The following is a 21,746-nucleotide window of genomic DNA, read 5'->3' on the forward strand; positions in this document are numbered from 1 at the left end:
GGGTAGCGCGATGTCGGCACGCCATCCGATCATCTCGATCACCGGCTCGTCAGGCGCGGGGACGACCTCGGTCAAGCGCATCTTCGAGCAGATCTTCCGCCGCGAAAAGGTCGAGGCGGCGTTCATCGAGGGCGACGCCTTCCACCGCTACAACCGCGCCGACATGGCCGCAAAGGTCGCTGCGGAGCGCGAGGCCGGCAACCCCAATTTCACCCATTTCCACCCCGACGCCAACGAGCTCGAGCGGCTGGAGGCGGTGTTCGCCCAATATGGCGAGAGCGGCACCGGGCAGACGCGGACCTATATCCATGACGATGATGAGGCCGAGGCGCGCGGCGCGGCGCCGGGCACCTTCACGCCGTGGGTCGATTTCGCGCCGAGCGACCTGCTGTTCTACGAAGGGCTGCACGGCTGCGCGGTGACCGAGACGGTCAATGTCGCCCGGCATGCCGACCTCAGGATCGGCGTCGTGCCGGTGATCAACCTCGAATGGATCCAGAAGATCCACCGCGACCGTGCGACGCGCGGCTATTCGGCCGAGGCGGTGATGGACGTGATCCTGCGGCGGATGCCCGACTATGTCCGCTACATCACCCCGCAATTCTCCGAGACCAACATCAATTTCCAGCGCGTGCCGATCGTCGACACGTCGAATCCGTTCGTCGCACGATGGATCCCGACCCCTGACGAATCGATGCTGGTGATCCGCTTCGCCAACCCGCGCGGGATCGACTTTCCCTATCTGCTGTCGATGGTGCCGCAGTCCTTCATGTCACGGCCCAACTCGATCGTGATGCCGGGCAACAAGCTCGATCTCGCGATGCAGCTGATCCTCACCCCGCTGATCCTGCAGCTCATCGAGCGCAAGCGACGCATGTCATGATGATGGAGGACTGACCCGATGGCCCGCATCACGCTGCGCCAGTTGCTCGATCACGCCGCCGAACAGGGTTATGGCGTGCCGGCATTCAACATCAACAATATGGAGCAGGGACTGGCGATCTGCCAGGCGGCGGCGGCGTGCGACGCGCCGGTCATCCTGCAGGCGAGCCGCGGCGCGCGCTCCTATGCCGGCGACATCATGCTGGCCAAGATGATGGAAGCGCTGGAGCAGATGTTCCCGCAGATCCCGATCGTCATCCATCAGGATCACGGCAACAATGTCGCGACCTGCATGACCGCGATCCAGCACGGCTTCACCAGCGTGATGATGGACGGGTCGCTCGAGGAAGACGCCAGGACCCCGGCCGATTACGACTATAATGTCGCGATCACCGCCGAGGTGTCGCGGCTGGCGCATATGGTCGGCGCCTCGGTCGAGGGCGAGCTGGGCTGTCTCGGCAGCCTCGAAACCGGCAAGGGCGAGGCCGAGGACGGGCATGGCTTCGAAGGCGCGCTCGATCACGCCATGCTGCTGACCGATCCGGACGAGGCCGCGCGCTTCGTCGCCGAGACGCAGGTCGATGCGCTCGCCGTCGCGCTCGGCACCAGTCACGGCGCCTACAAGTTCAGCCGCAAGCCAACCGGTGACATCCTGGCGATGGAGGTGATCGAGCGCATCCACGCCCGCCTGCCCAACACGCATATCGTGATGCACGGATCCTCCTCGGTCCCCGAGGAATGGCAGGAAATCTTCAACCGCCATGGCGGCGAAATGCGCGAGACCTATGGCGTGCCGGTCGACGAGATCGTGCGCGGCATCAGGATGGGCGTGCGCAAGGTCAATATCGACACCGACCTGCGGCTCGTCGCGGCAGCCGAATTCCGCCGTATCGCGCAGACCCAGCCGGCCGAGTTCGATCCGCGCAAGTTCCTGAAACCCTCGATGGACGCGATGGCCTCGATCTGCCGCGCACGCTTCGAGGCGTTCGGCACCGCCGGCCAGGCCGGCAAGATCAAGGTCGTGCCGATGGCCGACATGGCGCGCCGCTACGCCGCCGGGTCACTCGATTCGCACCGCACCATCGCCCACGCCGCCGCTTGAGGAGTAAGCAGGATGAACGAGCACAGCACCGTCACCGGCAAGGAGCGCTACGCCGCCGGCGTCATGGAATATGCCAAGATGGGCTATTGGGAGCCCGATTACGTCCCGAAGGACACCGACGTCATCGCGCTGTTCCGCATCACGCCGCAGGACGGCGTCGATGCGATCGAGGCGGCGGCGGCGGTGGCGGGCGAAAGCTCGACCGCGACCTGGACGGTGGTGTGGACCGACCGGCTGACCGCCTGCGAGAAATACCGTGCCAAGGCCTATCGCGTCGATGCCGTGCCCAACAGCGAGAACCAGCATTTCGCCTATATCGCCTATGATCTCGACCTGTTCGAGGGCGGTTCGATCGCCAATCTGACGGCATCGATCATCGGCAATGTGTTCGGCTTCAAGGCGCTGAAGGCGCTGCGGCTCGAGGACATGCGTATCCCGGTCGCCTATCTCAAGACCTTTCAGGGACCCGCCACGGGCATCGTCGTCGAGCGCGAGCGGATGGACAAGTTCGGCCGGCCGCTGCTCGGCGCGACGACCAAGCCCAAGCTCGGCCTGTCGGGCCGCAACTATGGTCGCGTGGTGTATGAGGCGCTGAAAGGCGGGCTCGATTTCGTCAAGGACGACGAGAACATCAACTCGCAGCCCTTCATGCATTGGCGCGACCGCTTCCTCTATTGCATGGAGGCGGTGAACAAGGCGCAGGCCGCGACCGGCGAGGTCAAGGGCCACTATATGAACGTCACCGCCGGCACGATGGAGGAGATGTACGAGCGCGCCGAATTCGCCCGCGATCTCGGCTCGTGCATCATCATGATCGACCTGGTGATCGGCTACACCGCGATCCAGTCGATGGCCAAATGGGCGCGGCGCAACGACATGATCCTGCACCTCCACCGCGCCGGCAACTCGACCTATTCGCGCCAGAAGAATCACGGGATGAACTTCCGCGTGATCTGCAAATGGATGCGCATGGCAGGCGTCGACCACATCCATGCCGGCACGGTGGTCGGCAAGCTGGAGGGCGATCCGCTGATGATCGCCGGCTTCTACGACACGCTGCGCGAGGACCATGTCGCGCAGAATCTCGAACATGGCATCTTTTTCGACCAGGACTGGGCCTCGCTCAACAAGGTCATGCCGGTGGCGTCGGGCGGCATCCATGCCGGGCAGATGCACCAGTTGATCCATTATCTCGGCGAGGACGTCATCCTGCAGTTCGGCGGCGGGACGATCGGCCATCCGATGGGCATCCAGGCCGGCGCGACCGCCAACCGCGTCGCGCTGGAGGCGATGATCCAGGCGCGCAACGAGGGCCGCGATTATCTCGCCGAGGGCCCCGACATCCTTGCCGCGGCGGCGCGCTGGTGCTCGCCGCTCCGGGCGGCGATCGAGACGTGGAAGGACGTGTCCTTCAACTATGCCTCGACCGACACCGCCGATTTCGTCCCCACTTTGACCGCCGCCTGAGGAGCACCGTCATGCGTATTACCCAGGGCACCTTCTCGTTCCTGCCCGACTTCACCGACGAGCAGATCGTCGCCCAGGTGCAATATTGCCTCGACCATGGTTGGGCGGTGAACATCGAATATAGCGACGACCCGCACCCGCGGAACACCTATTGGGAGATGTGGGGCATCCCGATGTTCGACGTGCCCGATGCGGCCGGCGTGATGCTGGAGCTGGCGGCGTGCCGCAAGGCGCATGGCGGAACGCATTATATCCGCCTCTCGGCGTTCGATGCCAGCCATGGCTGGGAGTCGCTGCGGCTGTCGTTCATTACCGACCGGCCGGCCGAGGAACCGGGCTTTGCGCTCGAACGACAGGAACAGGCCGGCCAGCGCGTGTCCTACACGACGCGTGGTTATGCCGCGGCGCGGCCCGAAGGCCAGCGTTACGGTGCCTAGGTGACCGACACCGCGATCGACCTGCAGCGCGAGTTCGCCGAGTCCGGGCTGGCCGAGGATCTCGACCAACTCGGCCGCGAACTGGTCGGCCTCGCGCCGGTCAAGCAGCGCATCCGCGAGATCGCGGCGTTGCTGCTGGTCGATCGCGTGCGCCAGCGGCTCGGGCTGGTCAGCCAGCCGCCGACACTGCACATGAGTTTCACCGGCAACCCCGGCACCGGCAAGACCACGGTCGCGCTGCGCATGGCCGGCATTCTCCACAAGCTCGGCTATGTGCGAAAGGGCCATCTCGTCTCGGTGACGCGCGACGATCTGGTCGGGCAATATATCGGTCATACTGCGCCCAAGACCAAGGACGTGCTCAAAAAGGCAATGGGCGGCGTGCTGTTCATCGACGAGGCCTATTATCTCTATCGCCCCGAAAATGAGCGCGACTATGGCCAGGAGGCGATCGAGATCCTGCTCCAGGTGATGGAGAACCAGCGCGACGATCTCGTCGTGATCCTCGCCGGCTATGCCGCGCGGATGGACACCTTCTTCATGTCCAACCCCGGCTTTCGCAGCCGCATCGCGCACCATATCGATTTCCCCGATTATGGCGATGACGAGCTGGTGAAGATCGCCGACAACCTGCTCGCGGCACAGGGCTACACCTTGTCGGACGCGGCGCGCGCGACGCTCGGCGACTATGTCGCGCTGCGCCGCGCCCAGCCGCATTTCGCCAATGCCCGCTCGATCCGCAACGCGCTCGATCGCGCACGGCTGCGCCAGGCCACCCGGCTGTTCGATGCCGCCGCACCGGTGACGACCGAGCAGCTTTCGACCATCGAGCCCGAGGATATCCGCGCCAGCCGCGTCTTCGCGCCGGCGGAAGCGGCGACGTAGCGCGTGGCGCTTCGCGCGATCATCTTCGACGTCGACGGGACGCTGGCGGAAACCGAGGAGGCGCACCGCACCGCGTTCAACCGCGCTTTTGCCGAAGCGGGCAAGCCATGGTCGTGGTCGCAGGACGATTACCGGGCGCTGCTGACGACGACCGGCGGCAAGGAGCGCATCGCGCGCTATCTCGATGAACTGGGGATGGCGCCCGACCCCGCGCTCGTCGCCGCACTGCATGCGCGCAAGAACGCGCTCTATGCCGATCTCGTCGCAGAGGGCGCGGTTCTCGCGCGACCTGGCGTACGGCGCTTGATCGAGGACGCAAGCCGGCAGGACATCGCGCTGGCGATCGCGACGACGACGAGCGCTACCAACCTCGCCACCTTGCTCGACCATGTCATCGGTCGCGGCGCGGCAGGATGGTTCGCGGCAATCGTGACGGGCGAGATGGTCGCGGTGAAGAAGCCCGATCCCGAGGCCTATGAACTGGCGTTGGTCGACCTGGGCCTGCCGGCATCGGCATGCGTCGCGATCGAGGATTCGCGCAATGGTCTCGAGGCCGCACGCGGTGCCGGGATCGCGACGCTGGTGACACCGTCGCACTATACCCACCATGAAGATTTTAAGGGCGCGGCGTTGGTGCGGCGCGATCTCGATGATGGCGTGACCCTCGACACCGTGCGCGATCTCGTCGTGGTGTCGCGGGGCATGGCGGTTTCGCGCATGTCGTCCTAATCTCCCCGCAAAAGCCGCCTCGGGAGAGTTCATGTGCAGATCGACCGCCTTCCCCCCGTCGTCTCGTCTTTGCGCCCCAGCAACCACCCCTATCTCAACGGCGCGTGGACGCCGCTCCACGAGGAGGTCACGGCGACAGACCTCAAGGTGATCGAGGGCACGATCCCCGACGACATCGACGGCATCTATCTGCGCAACACCGAGAACCAGCTGCACCAGCCGCTCGGCCGCTATCACCCGTTCGACGGCGACGGGATGATCCACCAGATCGATTTCCGGAACGGCACCGCCTCATACCGCAATCGCTGGGTACGCACGCGCTGCTTCCAGGCCGAGCAGGAGGCCGGCGAGTCGCTGTGGGGTGGGCTGGCCGATCGCCCCGGCACCTCGAAGCGCCCGGGGTTCGGGGCGCATGGCAGCCTCAAGGATTCGTCGAGCACCGACATCATCGTCCATGCCGGCAAGGCGATCTCGACCTTCTATCAATGCGGCGAGGGCTATATGCTCGATCCCGTGACGCTGGAGCCGCTCGGCCTGGCGCCCTGGGTGCCGCTCGACGGCATCTCGGCCCACCCCAAGGTCGATGAGCACACCGGCGAGCTGCTGTTCTTCAACTATGCCAAGCACGCGCCCTACATGCATTATGGCGTGGTCGATCGCAGCGGCACGCTGACCCATTACATCCCGGTGCCGCTGTCCGGGCCGCGCCTGCCACACGACATGACGTTCAGCGAGCATTGGTCGATCGTCAACGACCTGCCGGTGTTCTGGGATGCCGAACTGCTCAAGCGCGACATCCACGCCGCGCGGCTGCACGAGGGCGTGCCAGCGCGTTTCGCGCTGATCCCGCGCCATGGCGGGCCGGACGAGATCCGCTGGTTCGAGGCCGCGCCGACCTATGTCCTGCACTTCCTCAACGCCTATGAGGAGGGCGACGAGGTGGTGATGGACGGTTATTTCCAGGAAGATCCCACCCCCGCCCCGCTGGAGAATCCCGACGGCTATGGCCATCTGATGGCCTATGTCGACGAGCACAGCTTCCGCCCCAAGCTGCATCGCTGGCGCTTCAACCTGGCCGACGGCACGACGCGCGAGGAACGGCTCGACGACCGCATCCTCGAATTCGGCATGATCAACCAGCGCGTCGCGGGCCACAAGCACCGCTACGTCTATTCGACCACGGCCAAGCCCGGCTGGTTCCTGTTCAACGGCTTCGTCAAGCATGACCTCGACACGGGCGAATCCTGGGAGATGATGCTGCCGGAGGGACGTTATGCCAGCGAGGCGCCCTTCGCGCCGCGAACGAACGCGGTCGACGAGGATGACGGCTATCTCGTCAGCTTCATCATCGACGAGTTGCAGGGCACGAGCGAGTGCGTGCTGATCGACTGCAAGAATTTTGCCGCCGGCCCGGTGTGCCGCATCGCGCTGCCGCACAAGATCTGCAGCGGGACGCATGCGCACTGGGTAGAGCGCGGATCGCTGCTGTAGACTGCCGCACTGCCGGATTCAGGCGCGTTTCGGCCACCAGGGCACGAACCCGCTCGTCCGCCGCATATAGTCGTCATAGCCCGGTTTCTTGCGCTTGAGCCGCCCTTCGATCGTCGGTGCGCCCGACCATTTCATCAGCGTCCAGGTCAGCAGCACCGGGCCCGGCAGCGCGAGCAGGCCGATGCGTGTCTCGGCGGCGATCAAATACAGGCCCCACCAGGTGCAGGCGTCGCCGAAATAATTGGGGTGGCGCGTGTAGCGCCACAGGCCGCGATCCATCACCTGGCCGGCATTGGCGGGGTCGCGGCGGAAACGGACAAGTTGCGCATCGCCGATGCTTTCGAACGCGATACCGATCAACGCCAGCGCCGCCCCGGCCCAGCCGATCGCGCCGAGCCCCTGCGCCGCATCGATCTGGCCGAGTTGCACCGGCAGGCAGACGATGAACAGCAGGGGCGCCTGGATCGCGAACACCAGCAGCAACGAGGCCGTCGCGAAGCCCCAGCCCTTTGCCTCCTTCGCCCGGGCGAACATCGTCTGGTAACGCCGGTCCGGCCCATGATCGCGCCAGCGCCACAGCAGATAACCGCCGAGCCGCACGCCCCACAGTGCGCAAAGCCCGAGCAGCAATGCCTTGCGCGTCGGATCGCCGCTGGTCTGCGCGAAGGTCGAGGCGGCCATCACCACCATGCCGAGCGCCCACAGGCTGTCGACCGGCGTCACGTCGCGCGTCTTGAGGCACAGCAGCCACATCGCGACGAACAGCGCGACCAGCACCGCCGCATTGGTCACCAGCACCACGCCGACACTCATGCGGCGCGCTCGACGATGAAGCTGACCGTCGTGGTGGTCGATCCGCCGATGTTGAGCGTCTGGACGCGCTCGGCACCCTCGACCTGATAGTCGCCGGCCTGATCGGTGACCTGCTTGTAGCCGTCGAGCAGCATGCGCACCCCCGTCGCGCCGACCGGATGGCCCGCGCCGATCAGTCCGCCCGAGGGGTTGATCGGCAAGCGTCCGCCCTGTTCGATCGACCCGTCCTCGATCGCCTGCCATGACTGGCCCGGCGCGGTCAGCCCGAGATGGTCGATCGCCATATATTCGGTCGCGGTGAAGCAGTCGTGTGTCTCGACCGCGTCGAGCTGGGCGATGTCCGCCACCCCGGCGCGGCGGCGCGCATCGTCGATCGCGTGGCGTACCTGCGGGAAGACATAGGGTCCGCCGGCGCTGCTCGCGATCTTGCTTGCGTAGGGCAAGGGCGCGTTGCGATGCCCCCATCCGTTGATTCGGGCGAGCTTCTCGACCGGGATACCGCGTTTGTCGGCATATTCCTTCGCGCGCCGCGGCGAGGCGAGGAACACGACCGCCGTACCGTCGGTGACCTGGCCGCAATCCATCTTGCGCGTGCGTCCCGCAACCACCGGGTTGGCGTCGTTATCGGCGGTAAAACTCTCGGGCGTGAAGCGATGGCCGCGCGTCTGGGCGTTGGGGTTGCGGCGCGCATTGCCGAAATTGATCTCGGAGATGCGCATCAGATGCTCGTAGCGCAGGCCATAGCGCTGGTCATATTCCTCGGCGAGATCGGAGAAAGCGGCGGGCCAGACGAACGCCGCATCGGCATATTCATGGCCATGCCACACCGCCGCGCCGAGATGTTCCGCGGCGGTCTTCCCCGGCACGTTGCGCATCTGCTCGATCCCGATCACGCAGGCGAGGTCGTAGCGGCCCGCCTCGATTTCCGCGGTCGCGGCAAGCAGCGCGACGCTGCCCGAGGCGCAGGCCGCCTCGTGGCGCACCGCCGGCATGCCGTCGAAGGCGGGATCGGTCAGGCCGAAAAAGCCGCCGAGCAAGCCCTGCCCGGCGAACAGTTCGGCGGCGAAATTGCCGACATGGCCGGTCTCGATCTCGGCGGGGTCGAGCGCGGTCGCGGCAAGGCCGTGGTTCACCGCCTCGGCAAAGGCATCGGCGAGGTCCGTGCCCTGCCGGCTCCACACCTGCGCGAAATCGCTCTGCCACCCGCCCAGGATATAGGTCATTGCCCGGCCCCTCTCTCGTTGCTGGCAGTTGTCGCAAGTCCGGCGCGGCTTGGCAAATGATCGCGGCGGCGCAGCGGGTGTCACGCGAGCACGGCCTAAAATTTTCCCGGGCAGGGACCCGCCGTCGCCAAGGCGCGTTGAGCAGCGCGACGCCGAATTTGCGGCACGGAGAATTGCGCATGGCCGAGGATCTCAAGCAAGTCACGGGCAAGGGCGGCGAAACCCACCAACAGGCCGGGAGCGACAATGTGCTCACCACCAACCAGGGCATCGCGGTTTCCGACAACCAGAACAGCCTCAAGGCTGGCGCGCGCGGGCCGACGCTGCTCGAGGATTTCGTGCTGCGCGAAAAGATCTTCCATTTCGACCATGAGCGCATTCCGGAACGCATCGTCCATGCGCGCGGCTCGGGCGCGCATGGTTATTTCGAGGCGACCGACGACATTTCCGATCTGACCAAGGCGGCGCTGTTCACCAAGGGCGAGAAGACCGAGGTGTTCGCGCGCTTCTCGACCGTCGCCGGCGGCGCGGGATCGGTCGATACGCCGCGCGACGTGCGCGGCTTCGCGGTAAAATTCTATACCCGCGAGGGCAATTGGGATCTGGTCGGCAACAACATTCCGGTGTTCTTCATCCAGGACGCGATCAAATTCCCCGATCTGATCCATGCGGTGAAGATGGAAGCCAACACCGGCTATCCCCAGGCGGGCAGCGCGCACGACACCTTCTGGGACTTCGCCTCGTTGTCGCCCGAGACGACGCATATGCTGTTCTGGGCGATGTCGGACCGCACCCTGCCGCGCTCGCTGCGCATGATGGAAGGCTTCGGCATCCACACCTTTTTGCTCGTCAATGCGGCGGGCAAGGCGAGTTTCGTCAAGTTCCACTGGAAACCCAAGCTGGGGATCCAGTCGACGATCTGGGACGAGGCGCTGAAGCTTCAGGCCGCCGACAACGACTATCATCGCCGCGACCTGTTCGAGGCGATCGACAGCGGCAATTTCCCGGAATGGGAGCTCGGCATCCAGGTGTTCGACCAGAAATTCGCCGACGCGCAGCCCTATGACGTGCTCGACTCGACCAAGCTGATCCCCGAGGACGACATTCCGGTGCGGATCATCGGGCGGATGGTGCTCGACCGCAATGTCGACAATTTCTTCGCCGAGACCGAACAGGTCGCCTTCTGCCCGGGCAATATCGTGCCGGGGATCGACTTCTCCAACGATCCGCTGCTTCAGGGCCGCCTGTTCAGCTATCTCGACACCCAGAAGTCGCGCCTCGGCACGAGCAACTTCCACCAGATCCCGGTCAATGCGCCGCGTTGTCCGATGGCCAATTTTCAGCGCGACGGCATGATGCAGATGGCGGTGCCCAAGGGGCGCGCCAATTACGAACCCAACAGCCTGGCCGCGCATGGCGAGGAAGGCGGCCCGCGCGAAAGCCCGGCCGGCGGCTTCGTCACCACCACGGCGCCGACCGGTCCGGACGAAAGCGGCGAAAAACTTCGCGTCCGCAGCGAAACCTTCGCCGACCATTATAGTCAGGCGCGGCTGTTCCTCGCCTCGCAGACCGAGAGCGAGCAGGCCCATATCGCCTCGTCCTTCGTGTTCGAACTGTCCAAGGTGGGCCAGCTCGATCAGGTGCCGGGGCGGATGGTCGCCAATCTGCGCAACGTCGACGAGGCCTTTGCCCAGCGCGTCGCCGACGGCCTTGGCATTTCCCTGCCCAAAAAGGCCAAGGCCGCGCGCGAGCCGGTCGACATGGCGCCATCCGATGCGCTGTCGATCCACAAGAACATGAAGGACACGATCGAGGGCCGCGCGATCGGCGTGCTGATCGCCGACGGCAGCGATGCTGCCCAGCTCAAGTCGGTCGTCGCCGCCATCACCAAGGCCAAGGCGAAAGCGGTATTGGTCGCCCCCAAGGTCGGCGGCGCGACGCTGTCGGACGGCAGCGTGCAAAAGGCCGACGGCCAGCTCGCCGGCATGCCATCACAGCTGTTCGACGCCGTCGCGGTCGTGCTGTCCGACGATGGCTGCGCGGCGCTGCTCAAGGAAGCCGCGGCGGTCGAATGGGTGATGAACGCCTTCGGCCACCTCAAGGCGATCGGCGCCAGCGATGCCGCCAAGCCGTTGCTCGACAAGGCGGGGGTGACGCCGGACGACGGCATTACCGCGCTCGACGGCAGCTTCGTCACGGCGGCGGCAAAGCGCTTCTATGCGCGCGAACCCGCGCTGCGCACGCTGGCCTGAAGCGAATGTCGGGCGGCGCGTCACAGCGCCGCCCGACCCGTCTCAACCCTGATCGATCAGCGCCGCCAGTTGATCGAAGCTGTTGCCCCAGCCGCCGTGCATCGACGGGATGTTCGAGACGAAATTGGCCAGCTCGTCGGCGGCGGCGTCGAGCGGACGCCATGTGAGCGTGACGCGCGTACCATCGCCGTCCAGTTCGAATGTCACAATGGTCAGCATCTCGAGCGGCCACCGGCCCTCAAAAAACGGCGCGCGGGTGATGGCGCCCGCGTCATCGGAAAAAGACTGGACATAGACCAGTCGCGAAGGCGCGATCACCTCGCGATAGACCGCCCGGCCCCACATGCTGCCCTCGGCACCGTCCATGCGCCAATGGAGCAAGCCACCGGGCCGCACATCGGCCGCGAGCGTCGTGCCGGTCGTGCCCTTGGGACCGAGCCATTGCGCCATCTGTGCCGGGTCGGTCCACGCCTCCCATAGTCGTTCAGGGGGTGCGGCGAAGTGGCGCGAAATGACGAATTCCGGCGTGGTCTGTGCCGTGGCGTCGGTGGTCATGACTTATCCCTCCTTGGTCGTACTTTCGGGGTTGGCGGCGAGGAAGGCATCCAGGCGATCGAAGCTGTCGGACCACAGGTCGCCGACATAGGCGATCCAGTCGGTCGTCTCGCGCAGCGCCGCGACGTTGAGACGACGCGGGCGCGATTGCGCCGCCCGCCCGGAATCGATCAGCCCGGCCTTTTCGAGCACCTTGAGGTGTTTCGATATCGCCGGCTGGCTTATCGCGAACGGTGCGCGCAATTCCGCGACCGTCGCCTCGCCTAGCGCGAGCCGGGCGATGATCGCGCGGCGCGTCGGATCGGCCAGCGCGGCGAATTTGCTATCGAGCGATTCATACATAACCAAATGGATATATAACCATCCGGCTTATGACAATCGTTTTTGATGAACGCGCGGCTCAGCCGTGCGCCAGGCAGCCCGTCATGACCGCTTCGCGTTCGGCGTCGGTCGCCTGTTCGATGCGATAGTCGATCGGCTTGAAGCTCCCCCCGTTCGAATCGCGCGCCGAACAGGCGGTGAGCCCGATGATCAGGTCCATCGCCGCGCGGAAAGCGATGTGGTCGCCAGCCTTGCTGGTCGGCGGCAACACCTGCAACCGGCCGGTCGCGCCGTCGACGGGCACATTCATGAAGCAGTTGAACGCGCTGGGGATAGCGTCGGGCAATACCCCATAGGGCGCCAGCGCAGCCGCGAGATTGCCGAAGCATCCCGGGTGCGGATCGTGATCATCATAGCAGATCCGGAAGGTATCGCGCGAACAGGGCGTGAGCAGGAAATCATGCATGCCAACCGAATCTTCGACGATGTCGAGCATGACGCGACTGCGGTTCGACCATAGCCGGTCGCCGGTGGTCAGGCGGATGGTCGATTGATAGTCGAGCGTACGACCCGACGACAGCACCTCGCCAATATCGTCGGCGTTGAAGGCGAGCAGGTCGGCGACCTGGCAACCCTGCGGGTCGATGACGATCAACGTCTCACCGGCGGCAAGCCGGAGGGCTGTGCCGCTGCGCGGCGGAATCGTTACCGGCGTCATTCCTCGTCTCCCTTGTAACGGAACGGGCAGCGCCATTCCCCGTCGACCGCGCGGCCGGAATATTGCCGCGCTTCGCTCGCGTCGCCGTGGCGTGCGAGCATCGGATTGATGCTGCCGGCAATCGCCTCGTCGCGCGCAAGGATTTTCTCGCGCATGCCTTCATATTTGCCCGCCGCGCGCAGCTGGGTGAACTGGTCGTGCAGGTTGAAGATCATCGCCGGCCGCGGCAGGCGCCGCGCCGGGCGGCTGGCCTGCGGGTGAAGGCCGACGACGAAGAACGCCTCGCCGCCGAAACTGAGCGAAAAATGCTGGTCATCGGGATCGGGGCTGACCCGCGCGTCGTAATTCTGTCCGCGCCACAAATCCTTGTCGGACAAGGACTGGATCCGCGCCCACATAGCGGATTCGAAGCTGGCTTCGCAGAGCCCGACGGGACCCTCGAACACGACCGCAAAACTGCGCAGCGCACCCGGATCCTCGCGATACGCCGCTGCCCATTGCAGCAAGGCATCGTGGATCCGAAGATCGTCCCATGCGCTGTCGATACTGTTGCAGGCCAACACCTCGAGGCTGTTGCGGGCAAGCGCCGACTTGGCGCCGACGCAGGGAAAATCGCGCGCGGCGACATGATCGTGCAGCATCGTGCGCAGTTCGTCCTGCGAACGGTGTGGCCAGCGGAACAGGGGGGAGGACAGGTCGGACATGGCGAAAGGACGAACAAGGCGCGGCGAACGTTCCCAAGAATCACCTTAACCCAAGGCAAGTCGGACCGGGCCGATCTCGCGACGGAACGAACGATCGGGGTGGCGCGTAGTGCCGCGATGCCGTCGCCCGCCATCTCCGCATTGCCTTCCTGCGCGTGAAGGGGTCGCAGCTTCGTTCTTCGGTGGTGCGCGCCCTGGCGCCCGCTGCCCCCGCAACGCCGCTTGGCCCCTGGCTTCGACTGCACCTGACCTATTGGTGGCGGCATCGCCGTCGGTTGTCGCTGGACCGGCCGATGCGCTTCACCGAACTTATCCAGCGCCGAAAGCTGCGCGATCGCGACCAGCGACTGCCGCACCTGATCGACAAGGTTGCGGTGAAACGCTTCGTCGCCGAGGTGCTCGGTGACGATTGGGTGACGCCGACGCTGTGGTCGGGCGATGCGCTGCCCGATGCCCCCTCCTGGCCCTATCCCTTCGTCGTCAAGTCGCGCCACGGCTGCAACCAGCGCCACTTCGTGCGCGACGCTCACGCCGACTGGCCCGCCATCCGCGCCGCCGCTGCAGGGTGGATGCGGAGCGATTATGGCCGCTGGCTCGACGAATGGGGGTATCGCGGCGTGACGCGCGGCGTGCTGGTCGAGCCGTTCGTCGGCGACGGCGCCACGCTGCCGATCGATTATAAATGCTATGTCTTTCACGGCCGCGTCGCGGCAGTGCAGGTCCATCTCGACCGCGAACATGGCCATCGCTGGATGCTGTTCGATCCCACCTGGCGGCGGCTGTCGTCGCCGACGGCAGAGCCCGATCCCGCGCCGCCAGCGGCACTCGACCGCATGATTGCAGGGGCAGAGACGCTGGCGCGCGGATTCGACTTCGTGCGGGTCGATTTCTACGACACCGGCACCACGCCGCGCTTCAGCGAGATGACCTTCTACCCGGGATCGGGCCTCGACCCGTTCGATCCGCCGGTGCTGGACGACGCACTCGGCCAGCTATGGCGCGCCTCGGCGCCGGGCGAAGCCTGACCGCGCCGCGCTCAGTCGCTCAACGCGTAGCGCCGGCAATGCTCGAGATAGGCGGCCTCATGGTTGCCGGCGAGATCGACCACCGCGCGCCACAGCCATGACGGCGCGTCGAGCGCCGCGTCGCCGCGACGGCTAAACAAAGTCTGCCACGCCGTCCGACCATCCTTGTTCAGCTGCCGCGCATGGGCCGCGCCCACGACATGAGCGAGATAACGCGCCGCACGGACGGCGTCGCGGTGCGAGAATTGCCCGATCTCGATCTTGAGGTCCTGCGGTTTCAGTTCGCGCAGCACGACCGCGCGGCCCAGCAGTCGCGCCGCGACCATCCGCTCGCCGAGATGCGGGGAGAGCGCACGGGCACCGGCGACGACGCGCTCGGCATTGTCGCGCGGCATCGCGCGGATCGTGGCATTATGTCACCGATACGGTGCTGACCGTGCGCGGCCAGGAGGCGCCCTTCGCGCATCGCGATGAGAACCGGCTGGTGCGGGTCGGTGACGCGCTCGCCAATCCGTTGCAGGCAATTCTCGCGGCCAAGGGTCACTGAGTCCCCTCATTGCCGCCAAATTACCCGAAATGAGCAGGCGCGGACCAATAACCCGAGCCTCCCTGTCGGCGGACCCGCAAGGATATCGGAATTCGGTCGTATTATTGCAGCGTGGGTGAATGAACGCGTTCTTGCCGATAGGGTAAGGGCAATATTTACCCGCTACCGATATGCCGTCGATGGGGAGGGTTGATCTTGTTTGTCGTTGTCGGATCGAACACCTTGCCCTGCCGCTCCGGTCACAGCCGGCTGACAGGTGCCCGCACTCCCATCCTGGCGACGAAGGGCGGCGATGCACCAGTCCTTTGAAAGCACGCGGGTTGCGCAGGCCGTCGCCGGGCGCGGCGCGCGTGGATTCACGCCGGGCGCCGCCATCATCGAGGCGGGCGCGCGGGCGGGCCAGTCGCAGTCGTTGTTCGACGAGATCGGGACCTTCCTGTTTTCCAATGAGCTTGACCTGACCGCGCTGAACCTGATGTGCGCGCACGATTATCTGTCGCGCTCGAACCGCAAGCTCGTGCTGGCGATCGAGGAAGCGCTGGCCAGCCGCACGCCCTTGTCGAACGCGTGGGTCGAGACATTCTATGCTGCCTGCCCGGTGACCGAACGCCGCGCCGCGTCGATCGCTTCGACGACCGAGCAGGTCGAGGTCGTACTGACGCAGTGCGTCGAACTGGTCGAACGGTCGCGTGGTTCGGCGCATGTCTATAGCAACGCGCTCCAGGCCGAGGCCGAGGAACTGACATCGGCCGAGGCGCTGCCGGCGGTCGAGCGGCTGATCGGCCTGACCCAGGCGATGCTCGACCAGACCCGCGACATCCAGGAAGAGCTGCGACAGCGCGCGATCGAGACGACGCAGTTGCGCACCACGCTGCAAAGCGCCCAGCGCGAGGCGCATGTCGACCATCTGACCGGCCTGCCCAACCGGCGCGACTTTGATGCGCGCCTGCGGACGGTCGCCGAAACCGCCGCCCGCGAGGGCCGACCCGCCGTGGTCGCCTTGTGCGACATCGACCATTTCAAGGCGGTCAATGACGCACACGGCCACGACACCGGTGACCGTGTGCTGATCCTGGTAGCATCGTCGCTAAAGAAAGCCGCCGGCGACACCTTCTATGTCGCGCGCCATGGCGGCGAGGAATTCGCATTGATCTTCGAGGATTGCACCGTGGCGGCGGCAGTGGCGATCGTTGATGACCTGCGCGGCGCGCTGGCCGCGCGCCGACTGATCAACCAGGCCACGCACCAGCCGATCGGGCATGTCACCTTCTCGGCCGGGATCGCGGAACTCGATCCGTTGGACGGCGGCACCGTTGCGCTGAAGCGGGCCGACAAGGCGCTTTACGCGGCCAAGCAGGGTGGACGAAACCGCGTGCTGGTCGCCGAACCGAAGATCTAACCCCCCGCCCGCCGACCGCGCATCAGCGCCGTCATTTCCGCGAAAATTCGCGCGAACGCATTTGACCACCACGTCGCGCATCGCCATCTCTGCCCCGACAAGACGATCAGGAGGCGAGGATGAGCGACGTGACGGGACTTGAGCTGCGGTCGACGGTGGATGATGCCGGTACGCTGACCCTGAGCCTGGAGGAGGTCACGCTGACCGCGCCGGCCGATGATGAGGTGATCGTCCGGGTCGAGGCGGCGCCGATCAACCCGTCCGATCTCGGGCTGCTGCTGGGTCCGGCCGATGTTTCGACCATGGCCAGCACAGGCAGCGCCGCGCGTCCGACGGTTACCTTCGCCATCCCGCGCGAGCGGCTCGGCGGTGTGCGCGGACGGATCGGTCAGTCCTTGCCGGTCGGCAATGAGGGCGCCGGCACGGTCATCGCCGCCGGCGAGGGCGCCAAGGCGCTGATCGGCCGCAAGGTCGGCATGCTCGGCGGTGCGATGTACACCCAGTTTCGCAAGCTGAAGACGCGCGACGTGGTGCCGTTGCCCGAAGGCGCCAGCGCGGCCGATGGCGCCGCACTGTTCGTCAATCCGCTGACCGCGCTGAGCTTCGTCGAGACGATGCGGATGGAAGGTCACAAGGCGATCGTCCACACCGCCGCGGCGTCCAACCTCGGCCAGATGCTGCAGAAGATCTGCCTCGCCGACGGCGTGCCGCTGGTCAACATCGTGCGCAGCGCCGCGCAGGCGGCAATCCTGACCAAGATCGGTGCCACCCATGTGCTCGACAGCAGCGCGCCCGATTTCCGCGCCCGTCTGGTCGACGCGATTGCCGAGACCGGCGCCACGATCGCCTTCGACGCGATCGGCGGCGGATCGCTCGGCAGCGACATCGTCCAGGCGATGGAACAGGCCGCAAGCCGCGCACCGGGCGAATATAGCCGCTACGGGTCCAACACGTTCAAGCAGCTCTACATCTATGGCGCGCTCGACCTGTCGCCGACGGTGCTCAACCGACTCGCTTTCGGCTTCCAATGGGCGGTGGGCGGATTCCTGCTGACACCGTTCCTGCAAAAAGCGCCCAAGGAGATCGTCGCCGCGATGCGCCAGCGCGTTCTCGATGAACTGACCACGACCTTTGCCAGCCATTATAGCGCGACGATCGGTCTGGCCGAGGCGCTCAGCCCCGATGTGCTGAGGGCCTATGAGCGCAAGGCCACGGGCGAGAAATATCTGATCGATCCGACGCGCCCGGCTTAGCCGGGACGGGATATAATCCCGTACTCGTGCGTTGAACGAGGTGCCGGATGGAAGAACTGGCCCCGCCCGAAATGGCGGGGCCTTTTTTCATGCCATCGGTTTGAACGCCGAGACCTACTTCTTGGTCCTGTCGTCCATTGCATCGGCGCGGTTCTCGCCTGCCGCACGCACGGCGTCGGCGCGGTTTTCCATGCGGTCGGCCTTGTTGTCCATCATCGCTTCGGTGTTGGCGCTCATCTGATCGCCTTCGTTGCGCACCATCGCCGCATTTTCCTCGATCATGTCGGCACTATTGTCGGCCATCGCGGCAACATTGTCGGCAGCGTCGGTCTTGTGGCCGCAAGCGGACAGAACGAGCAGGCACGTTCCTGCGGCAAGGATCATTTTCTTGTTCATGTGCATCAACCCCTAGTGCGAGCGCCGGTGCCCCGAGCCCGGGATGTAACGACAGTCAGGCGGGCCCTGCCGCCGAGCGCGGCCGGGCGTACCCTGTCCCGTCGCCCAACCCGGCACGTCTCTTATTGTTCCGCATCACGACAAGGCAAAGCGCGCCGACGGAACCGATGCAAGTGCCGGCGGACGCCTTATATGCGACCCAAAGCAGCAAAGAGGCCCGCGATATGACCCGACAGATGCAGATCGATTTCGTTTCCGACATTGCCTGCCCATGGTGCGTGATCGGGCTGCGCGGTCTGGAACAGGCGCTCGCCGCGGTCGGCGATCTGGTCGATGCGGAGATTCGCTTCCAGCCGTTCGAACTCAACCCGCAAATGCCGGCCGAGGGACAGGAGATCGGCGAGCATATCCGGGAGAAATATGGCGCGACCCCGGAACAATCGGCCGCCAACCGCACGGTGATCCGCGAGCGCGCCGCCGAGCTTGGCTTCACCATGACGATGGCGCCGGGCAGCCGGATCTACAACACCTTCGACGCGCATCGCCTTCTGCACTGGGCCGGCCTGATAGACGCCGGCCGGCAACGCGCGCTGAAACACGCGCTGTTCACGGCCTATTTCACCGCCGGACACAATCCGGGCGACATCGCTGTTCTCGTCGATGCCGCCGGCCAGGCCGGTCTCGATCGCGATGCGGCGCACGACGTGATCACTTCGGGGCGCTACGCCGAGGAGGTGCGCGCGGCAGAACGGCTATGGCAGGCGGAAGGGATCAGCGCCGTGCCCGCCGTCATCATCGACCGCAAATATATCATCTCGGGCGGCCAGCCGGCCGCGGCCTTCGAGCGCGCGCTGCGCAGCATCGCGGCCGAAGCCTAGACGAAGCGCGTCAGATCGGGCGGGCTTCCTTCGATGGTGATCTCGGTGCTCGACTAGGCCGACGCGTTCGGGCACACCGGAAGCGCGCCGTGTAGAGGCGCGGTACCGTGGCCGGCACGCGATGCGAGACCAGGCAGGGAAACCGATTTGCCCCCACGCCCCGATGAACCATCAACCCCGCTGGTTGATCGGGCAATCGATGACCCGGTCACCGATCTGCAGCTGTTGCTGCGCCCGGAGCCCGCGCGCGTCGTGCTGCGGCCGTTCGTGCCGGCCGAAAATGGTGACACAGGACCTTCTGGCTCGCGCGTCGAGCGGATCGTCGACCGTGTGTTGGGACTGAGCGATGCCGCGCTCCACAGCGACCTCGCCCGCGTCACCACCAGCCTCGCCGATCGCCACCGCGACGTCGAGCGCGTGCTGGAGCGGCGCTATTACGATATGGCCGAACCCTTTGCGCGCGGCCGCAAGGTCAGCGCCGAGCAGGTGTTGCTGATCGGCGCCTATTTCGCCGAGGAATATTCGTTCGAGGCCGCGGCCTTGTTCAACCCGAGCATCGTCGCCCATCCCGATCAGTCGGGCCTGTCACCCGGCGCGGTGCGTTTCGTGCTGTCGCTGCGCGGCGTCGGCGAGGGACATATTTCCTCGATGATCTTCCGCACCGGCGAGTTCACCGCCGAGGGCGCGTTATGCGTCAATCCGCCGAGCCCCTGGGCGACATCGCCGACGATCGAGAATATCCCCGGCGGCGCGCCCGGCGACCCCGGGGTCAGGCTGTTCTACGGCGATCAAGGCGACCTGTCGCAGATCGTCATCTTCCCGGTGACCTTCGACCAGCGTCACGGCGTCGAGGATCTCCGGCTCGTCCGCTTCACCGACGATGACGGGCATGTCAGCTATTTCGGGACCTATACCGCGTTCGGCGGCGAGACGGTTCGCCAGGAACTGTTGCGGACCGACGATTTCGTCACCTTCGAACTCAACGCGCTGCGCGGCTCGCTCAGTGGCACCAAGGGGATGGCGCTCTTTCCGCGCCGGATCGACGGGCGCTACGCGATGCTCGGCCGACAGGACCATGAGAATATCTGGCTGCTCCAGTCGAACGACCTCTACCAATGGGACAGCGGCGCAATCATCGTGTCGCCGCGCTAGGAGTGGGAATTCGTCCAGATGGGCAATTGCGGCTCGCCGATCGAGATCGACGAGGGCTGGCTCGTCATCACCCATGGCGTCGGGCCGATCCGCAACTATTGTCTCGGTGCCTGCCTGCTCGACAAACGCGATCCCGCCAAGGTGATCGCGCGCTCGACCGAGCCGCTGCTGCGCCCCGGCGACGACACCCGCGACGGCTATGTGCCCAATGTCGTCTATAGCTGCGGGGCGATGGTGATCGGGCGCACCTTGCTGCTCCCCTATGGCGTCGCCGACTCCGTCACCGCCTTCGCCTCGGTACCGCTCGACCGGCTGCTGGCCACGCTGCGCTGAAGCATAGGTAACTTTGCGGATTGGGATTCCCGCCATCGGCGGGCAGGGTTCGGCCGTCCGCACCAGCCCGGCTCTTGCCGACACCGTTGACCCGATTCCCCGCACCCGGTCCCCGCACCCAATCCCTGCGAAAATACGAGGCAAAACGATGGAAAAGACAATGAAGGCGGCGGTCGTCCGCGCATTCGGCCAGCCGCTCGTGATCGAGGAAGTGACGGTGCCAATGCCGGGCCCGGGTCAGATCCTCGTCAGGATCGCCGCGACCGGCGTGTGCCATACCGATCTCCATGCCGCCCAGGGCGACTGGCCGGTCAAACCCAATCCGCCGTTCATTCCCGGCCATGAGGGCGTCGGCCATGTCGTGGCGGTGGGTGCCGGCGTCACGCATGTGAAGGAGGGCGACCGCGTCGGCGTGCCGTGGCTCTATACCGCGTGCGGCCATTGCGGGCACTGCCTGGGCGGCTGGGAGACGCTGTGCGAAACCCAGCAGAACACCGGCTATTCGGTCAATGGCAGCTTCGCCGAATATGTCCTGGCCGACCCGAATTATGTCGGCCACCTGCCCGACAATGTCGGCTTCGTCGAGATCGCACCGGTGCTGTGCGCCGGCGTGACTGTCTACAAGGGCCTCAAGGTCACCGATACCAAGCCGGGCGACTGGGTGGCGATCTCCGGGATCGGTGGGCTCGGCCATATGGCGGTGCAATATGCGAAGGCGATGGGGCTCAACGTCGTCGCGGTCGATATCGACGATGCGAAACTGGCGCTGGCACGGGAACTGGGCGCGGCGCTCACCGTCAATGCGCGCGATACCGACCCCGCCGCCTTCATCAAAAAGGAGATTGGCGGCGCGCAGGGCGTGCTCGTCACCGCCGTCAGCCCGGCCGCCTTCCAGCAGGCGATGGGCATGGTCCGGCGTGGCGGCACCGTGTCGCTCAACGGGCTGCCGCCGGGCGACTTCCCGCTGTCGATCTTCGACACCGTGCTTAACGGCATCACGGTGCGCGGCTCGATCGTCGGCACGCGGCTCGACCTGCAGGAAGCGCTCGACTTCGCCGCCGCCGGCAAGGTCCATGCGACCGTCACCACCGACCGGCTAGAGAACATCAACGACATTTTCGGCCGCATGCATCGCGGCGAGATCGAGGGCCGCATCGTCATCGACTTCGACAAGGCGGCGTAAC

21 protein-coding genes and 1 pseudogene are annotated in these 21,746 nt (G+C 65.8%); 14 read left to right on the forward strand and 8 right to left on the reverse strand.

The window, feature by feature from the left end; genetic code table 11:
• The first annotated feature begins 10 nt into the window (after nt 1-10).
• Genes U1839_RS05550 through U1839_RS05580 form a run of 7 tightly spaced genes read left to right on the forward strand, consistent with a single transcriptional unit; the run spans nt 11 to nt 6,993 of the window.
• Nucleotides 11-883 (forward strand): phosphoribulokinase, encoded by an 873-nt coding sequence (locus U1839_RS05550; protein WP_332802667.1) that lies wholly within the window; start codon nt 11-13, stop codon nt 881-883.
• Nucleotides 884-901: 18 nt separating this feature from the next.
• Nucleotides 902-1,984 (forward strand): class II fructose-bisphosphate aldolase, encoded by a 1,083-nt coding sequence (gene fba, locus U1839_RS05555; protein WP_332802668.1) that lies wholly within the window; start codon nt 902-904, stop codon nt 1,982-1,984.
• Nucleotides 1,985-1,996: 12 nt separating this feature from the next.
• Entirely contained in the window at nt 1,997-3,451 is a 1,455-nt protein-coding gene (locus U1839_RS05560; RefSeq protein WP_332802669.1) for a ribulose-bisphosphate carboxylase large subunit, read from the forward strand.
• Between the two features lie 11 nt (nt 3,452-3,462).
• A complete protein-coding gene (locus U1839_RS05565) occupies nt 3,463-3,888 on the forward strand; it encodes a ribulose bisphosphate carboxylase small subunit (protein ID WP_332802670.1) in 426 nt (141 codons plus the stop codon).
• On the forward strand, nt 3,889-4,773 hold the full coding sequence (gene cbbX / locus U1839_RS05570; RefSeq protein ID WP_332802671.1) for a CbbX protein: 885 nt from the start codon (nt 3,889-3,891) through the stop codon (nt 4,771-4,773).
• Between the two features lie 3 nt (nt 4,774-4,776).
• On the forward strand, nt 4,777-5,502 hold the full coding sequence (locus U1839_RS05575; protein ID WP_332802672.1) for an HAD-IA family hydrolase: 726 nt from the start codon (nt 4,777-4,779) through the stop codon (nt 5,500-5,502).
• A 33-nt stretch (nt 5,503-5,535) separates the two neighbouring features.
• Nucleotides 5,536-6,993 carry a carotenoid oxygenase family protein gene (locus U1839_RS05580; protein WP_332802673.1) on the forward strand — a complete coding sequence of 486 codons (1,458 nt, stop codon included), beginning with the start codon at nt 5,536-5,538 and terminating at the stop codon, nt 6,991-6,993.
• 18 nt (nt 6,994-7,011) lie between these two features.
• Here U1839_RS05580 and U1839_RS05585 read toward each other — a convergent pair whose 3' ends face one another.
• Nucleotides 7,012-7,806 (reverse strand): DUF1295 domain-containing protein, encoded by a 795-nt coding sequence (locus tag U1839_RS05585; protein ID WP_332802674.1) that lies wholly within the window; start codon nt 7,804-7,806, stop codon nt 7,012-7,014.
• Nucleotides 7,803-9,029, reverse strand: coding sequence for an acetyl-CoA acetyltransferase (locus U1839_RS05590; RefSeq protein WP_332802675.1), 1,227 nt, complete (start codon nt 9,027-9,029; stop codon nt 7,803-7,805). The genes U1839_RS05585 and U1839_RS05590 overlap by 4 nt, the downstream gene beginning before the upstream one ends.
• Before the next feature lie 179 nt (nt 9,030-9,208).
• On the opposite strand from U1839_RS05590, the gene U1839_RS05595 reads away from it, so the two are divergent.
• Nucleotides 9,209-11,281, forward strand: coding sequence for a catalase (locus tag U1839_RS05595; protein ID WP_332802676.1), 2,073 nt, complete (start codon nt 9,209-9,211; stop codon nt 11,279-11,281).
• A 42-nt stretch (nt 11,282-11,323) separates the two neighbouring features.
• On the opposite strand, the gene U1839_RS05600 is transcribed toward U1839_RS05595, so the two are convergent.
• The 4 genes from U1839_RS05600 to gntA are packed head-to-tail and all read right to left on the reverse strand — an operon-like array spanning nt 11,324 to nt 13,579.
• Entirely contained in the window at nt 11,324-11,836 is a 513-nt protein-coding gene (locus U1839_RS05600) for an SRPBCC family protein (RefSeq protein WP_332802677.1), read from the reverse strand.
• A 3-nt stretch (nt 11,837-11,839) separates the two neighbouring features.
• Nucleotides 11,840-12,178, reverse strand: coding sequence for an ArsR/SmtB family transcription factor (locus U1839_RS05605; protein WP_332802678.1), 339 nt, complete (start codon nt 12,176-12,178; stop codon nt 11,840-11,842).
• A gap of 58 nt (nt 12,179-12,236) precedes the next feature.
• The gene (locus U1839_RS05610; protein WP_332802679.1) at nt 12,237-12,875 is read right to left on the reverse strand and encodes a DUF1989 domain-containing protein; all 639 of its coding nucleotides are present in this window, start codon (nt 12,873-12,875) and stop codon (nt 12,237-12,239) included.
• Nucleotides 12,872-13,579: a guanitoxin biosynthesis heme-dependent pre-guanitoxin N-hydroxylase GntA gene (gntA, locus tag U1839_RS05615; RefSeq protein ID WP_332802680.1), complete on the reverse strand. Its 708-nt coding sequence runs from the start codon at nt 13,577-13,579 to the stop codon at nt 12,872-12,874. The genes U1839_RS05610 and gntA overlap by 4 nt, the downstream gene beginning before the upstream one ends.
• A gap of 155 nt (nt 13,580-13,734) precedes the next feature.
• Here gntA and U1839_RS05620 point away from each other — a divergent pair, with 155 nt between their 5' ends.
• Nucleotides 13,735-14,604 (forward strand): ATP-grasp fold amidoligase family protein, encoded by an 870-nt coding sequence (locus U1839_RS05620; protein ID WP_332802681.1) that lies wholly within the window; start codon nt 13,735-13,737, stop codon nt 14,602-14,604.
• 11 nt (nt 14,605-14,615) lie between these two features.
• Here the strand turns inward: U1839_RS05620 and U1839_RS05625 are convergent, their stop codons facing one another.
• Complete coding sequence (locus tag U1839_RS05625) at nt 14,616-14,999, reverse strand: DUF2252 family protein (RefSeq protein WP_332802682.1); 384 nt, start codon at nt 14,997-14,999, stop codon at nt 14,616-14,618.
• A 444-nt stretch (nt 15,000-15,443) separates the two neighbouring features.
• Here U1839_RS05625 and U1839_RS05630 point away from each other — a divergent pair, with 444 nt between their 5' ends.
• A complete protein-coding gene (locus U1839_RS05630; RefSeq protein ID WP_332802683.1) occupies nt 15,444-16,550 on the forward strand; it encodes a GGDEF domain-containing protein in 1,107 nt (368 codons plus the stop codon).
• A gap of 119 nt (nt 16,551-16,669) precedes the next feature.
• Complete coding sequence (locus tag U1839_RS05635; RefSeq protein WP_332802684.1) at nt 16,670-17,803, forward strand: zinc-binding dehydrogenase; 1,134 nt, start codon at nt 16,670-16,672, stop codon at nt 17,801-17,803.
• 114 nt (nt 17,804-17,917) lie between these two features.
• Here U1839_RS05635 and U1839_RS05640 read toward each other — a convergent pair whose 3' ends face one another.
• Nucleotides 17,918-18,199 carry a hypothetical protein gene (locus tag U1839_RS05640; RefSeq protein WP_332802685.1) on the reverse strand — a complete coding sequence of 94 codons (282 nt, stop codon included), beginning with the start codon at nt 18,197-18,199 and terminating at the stop codon, nt 17,918-17,920.
• Nucleotides 18,200-18,423: 224 nt separating this feature from the next.
• On the opposite strand from U1839_RS05640, the gene U1839_RS05645 reads away from it, so the two are divergent.
• The 3 genes and pseudogenes from U1839_RS05645 (at nt 18,424) to adhP (ending at nt 21,745) form a co-directional block, all read left to right on the forward strand.
• Complete coding sequence (locus U1839_RS05645) at nt 18,424-19,077, forward strand: DsbA family oxidoreductase (protein ID WP_332802686.1); 654 nt, start codon at nt 18,424-18,426, stop codon at nt 19,075-19,077.
• A gap of 441 nt (nt 19,078-19,518) precedes the next feature.
• Nucleotides 19,519-20,562 (forward strand): annotated as a pseudogene (locus tag U1839_RS05650) (glycoside hydrolase family 130 protein).
• 148 nt (nt 20,563-20,710) lie between these two features.
• Nucleotides 20,711-21,745: an alcohol dehydrogenase AdhP gene (adhP, locus tag U1839_RS05655; RefSeq protein ID WP_332802687.1), complete on the forward strand. Its 1,035-nt coding sequence runs from the start codon at nt 20,711-20,713 to the stop codon at nt 21,743-21,745.
• The last annotated feature ends 1 nt before the right edge of the window (nt 21,746 follow it).

This window comes from Parasphingomonas halimpatiens (assembly GCF_036663795.1).
Classification (GTDB): domain Bacteria; phylum Pseudomonadota; class Alphaproteobacteria; order Sphingomonadales; family Sphingomonadaceae; genus Sphingomonas.

What these genes read in the sequence shown, in the direction of transcription:
- U1839_RS05550 (WP_332802667.1), top strand. Translation starts at nt 11, where the DNA reads ATGTCGGCACGCCATCCGATCATCTCGATCACCGGCTCGTCAGGCGCG.
- fba (WP_332802668.1), top strand. Translation starts at nt 902, where the DNA reads ATGGCCCGCATCACGCTGCGCCAGTTGCTCGATCACGCCGCCGAACAG.
- U1839_RS05560 (WP_332802669.1), top strand. Translation starts at nt 1,997, where the DNA reads ATGAACGAGCACAGCACCGTCACCGGCAAGGAGCGCTACGCCGCCGGC.
- U1839_RS05565 (WP_332802670.1), top strand. Translation starts at nt 3,463, where the DNA reads ATGCGTATTACCCAGGGCACCTTCTCGTTCCTGCCCGACTTCACCGAC.
- U1839_RS05585 (WP_332802674.1), bottom strand. Translation starts at nt 7,806, where the DNA reads ATGAGTGTCGGCGTGGTGCTGGTGACCAATGCGGCGGTGCTGGTCGCG.
- U1839_RS05590 (WP_332802675.1), bottom strand. Translation starts at nt 9,029, where the DNA reads ATGACCTATATCCTGGGCGGGTGGCAGAGCGATTTCGCGCAGGTGTGG.
- U1839_RS05595 (WP_332802676.1), top strand. Translation starts at nt 9,209, where the DNA reads ATGGCCGAGGATCTCAAGCAAGTCACGGGCAAGGGCGGCGAAACCCAC.
- U1839_RS05600 (WP_332802677.1), bottom strand. Translation starts at nt 11,836, where the DNA reads ATGACCACCGACGCCACGGCACAGACCACGCCGGAATTCGTCATTTCG.
- U1839_RS05605 (WP_332802678.1), bottom strand. Translation starts at nt 12,178, where the DNA reads ATGTATGAATCGCTCGATAGCAAATTCGCCGCGCTGGCCGATCCGACG.
- U1839_RS05610 (WP_332802679.1), bottom strand. Translation starts at nt 12,875, where the DNA reads ATGACGCCGGTAACGATTCCGCCGCGCAGCGGCACAGCCCTCCGGCTT.
- gntA (WP_332802680.1), bottom strand. Translation starts at nt 13,579, where the DNA reads ATGTCCGACCTGTCCTCCCCCCTGTTCCGCTGGCCACACCGTTCGCAG.
- U1839_RS05625 (WP_332802682.1), bottom strand. Translation starts at nt 14,999, where the DNA reads ATGCCGCGCGACAATGCCGAGCGCGTCGTCGCCGGTGCCCGTGCGCTC.
- U1839_RS05630 (WP_332802683.1), top strand. Translation starts at nt 15,444, where the DNA reads ATGCACCAGTCCTTTGAAAGCACGCGGGTTGCGCAGGCCGTCGCCGGG.
- U1839_RS05635 (WP_332802684.1), top strand. Translation starts at nt 16,670, where the DNA reads ATGAGCGACGTGACGGGACTTGAGCTGCGGTCGACGGTGGATGATGCC.
- U1839_RS05640 (WP_332802685.1), bottom strand. Translation starts at nt 18,199, where the DNA reads ATGAACAAGAAAATGATCCTTGCCGCAGGAACGTGCCTGCTCGTTCTG.
- U1839_RS05645 (WP_332802686.1), top strand. Translation starts at nt 18,424, where the DNA reads ATGACCCGACAGATGCAGATCGATTTCGTTTCCGACATTGCCTGCCCA.
- adhP (WP_332802687.1), top strand. Translation starts at nt 20,711, where the DNA reads ATGGAAAAGACAATGAAGGCGGCGGTCGTCCGCGCATTCGGCCAGCCG.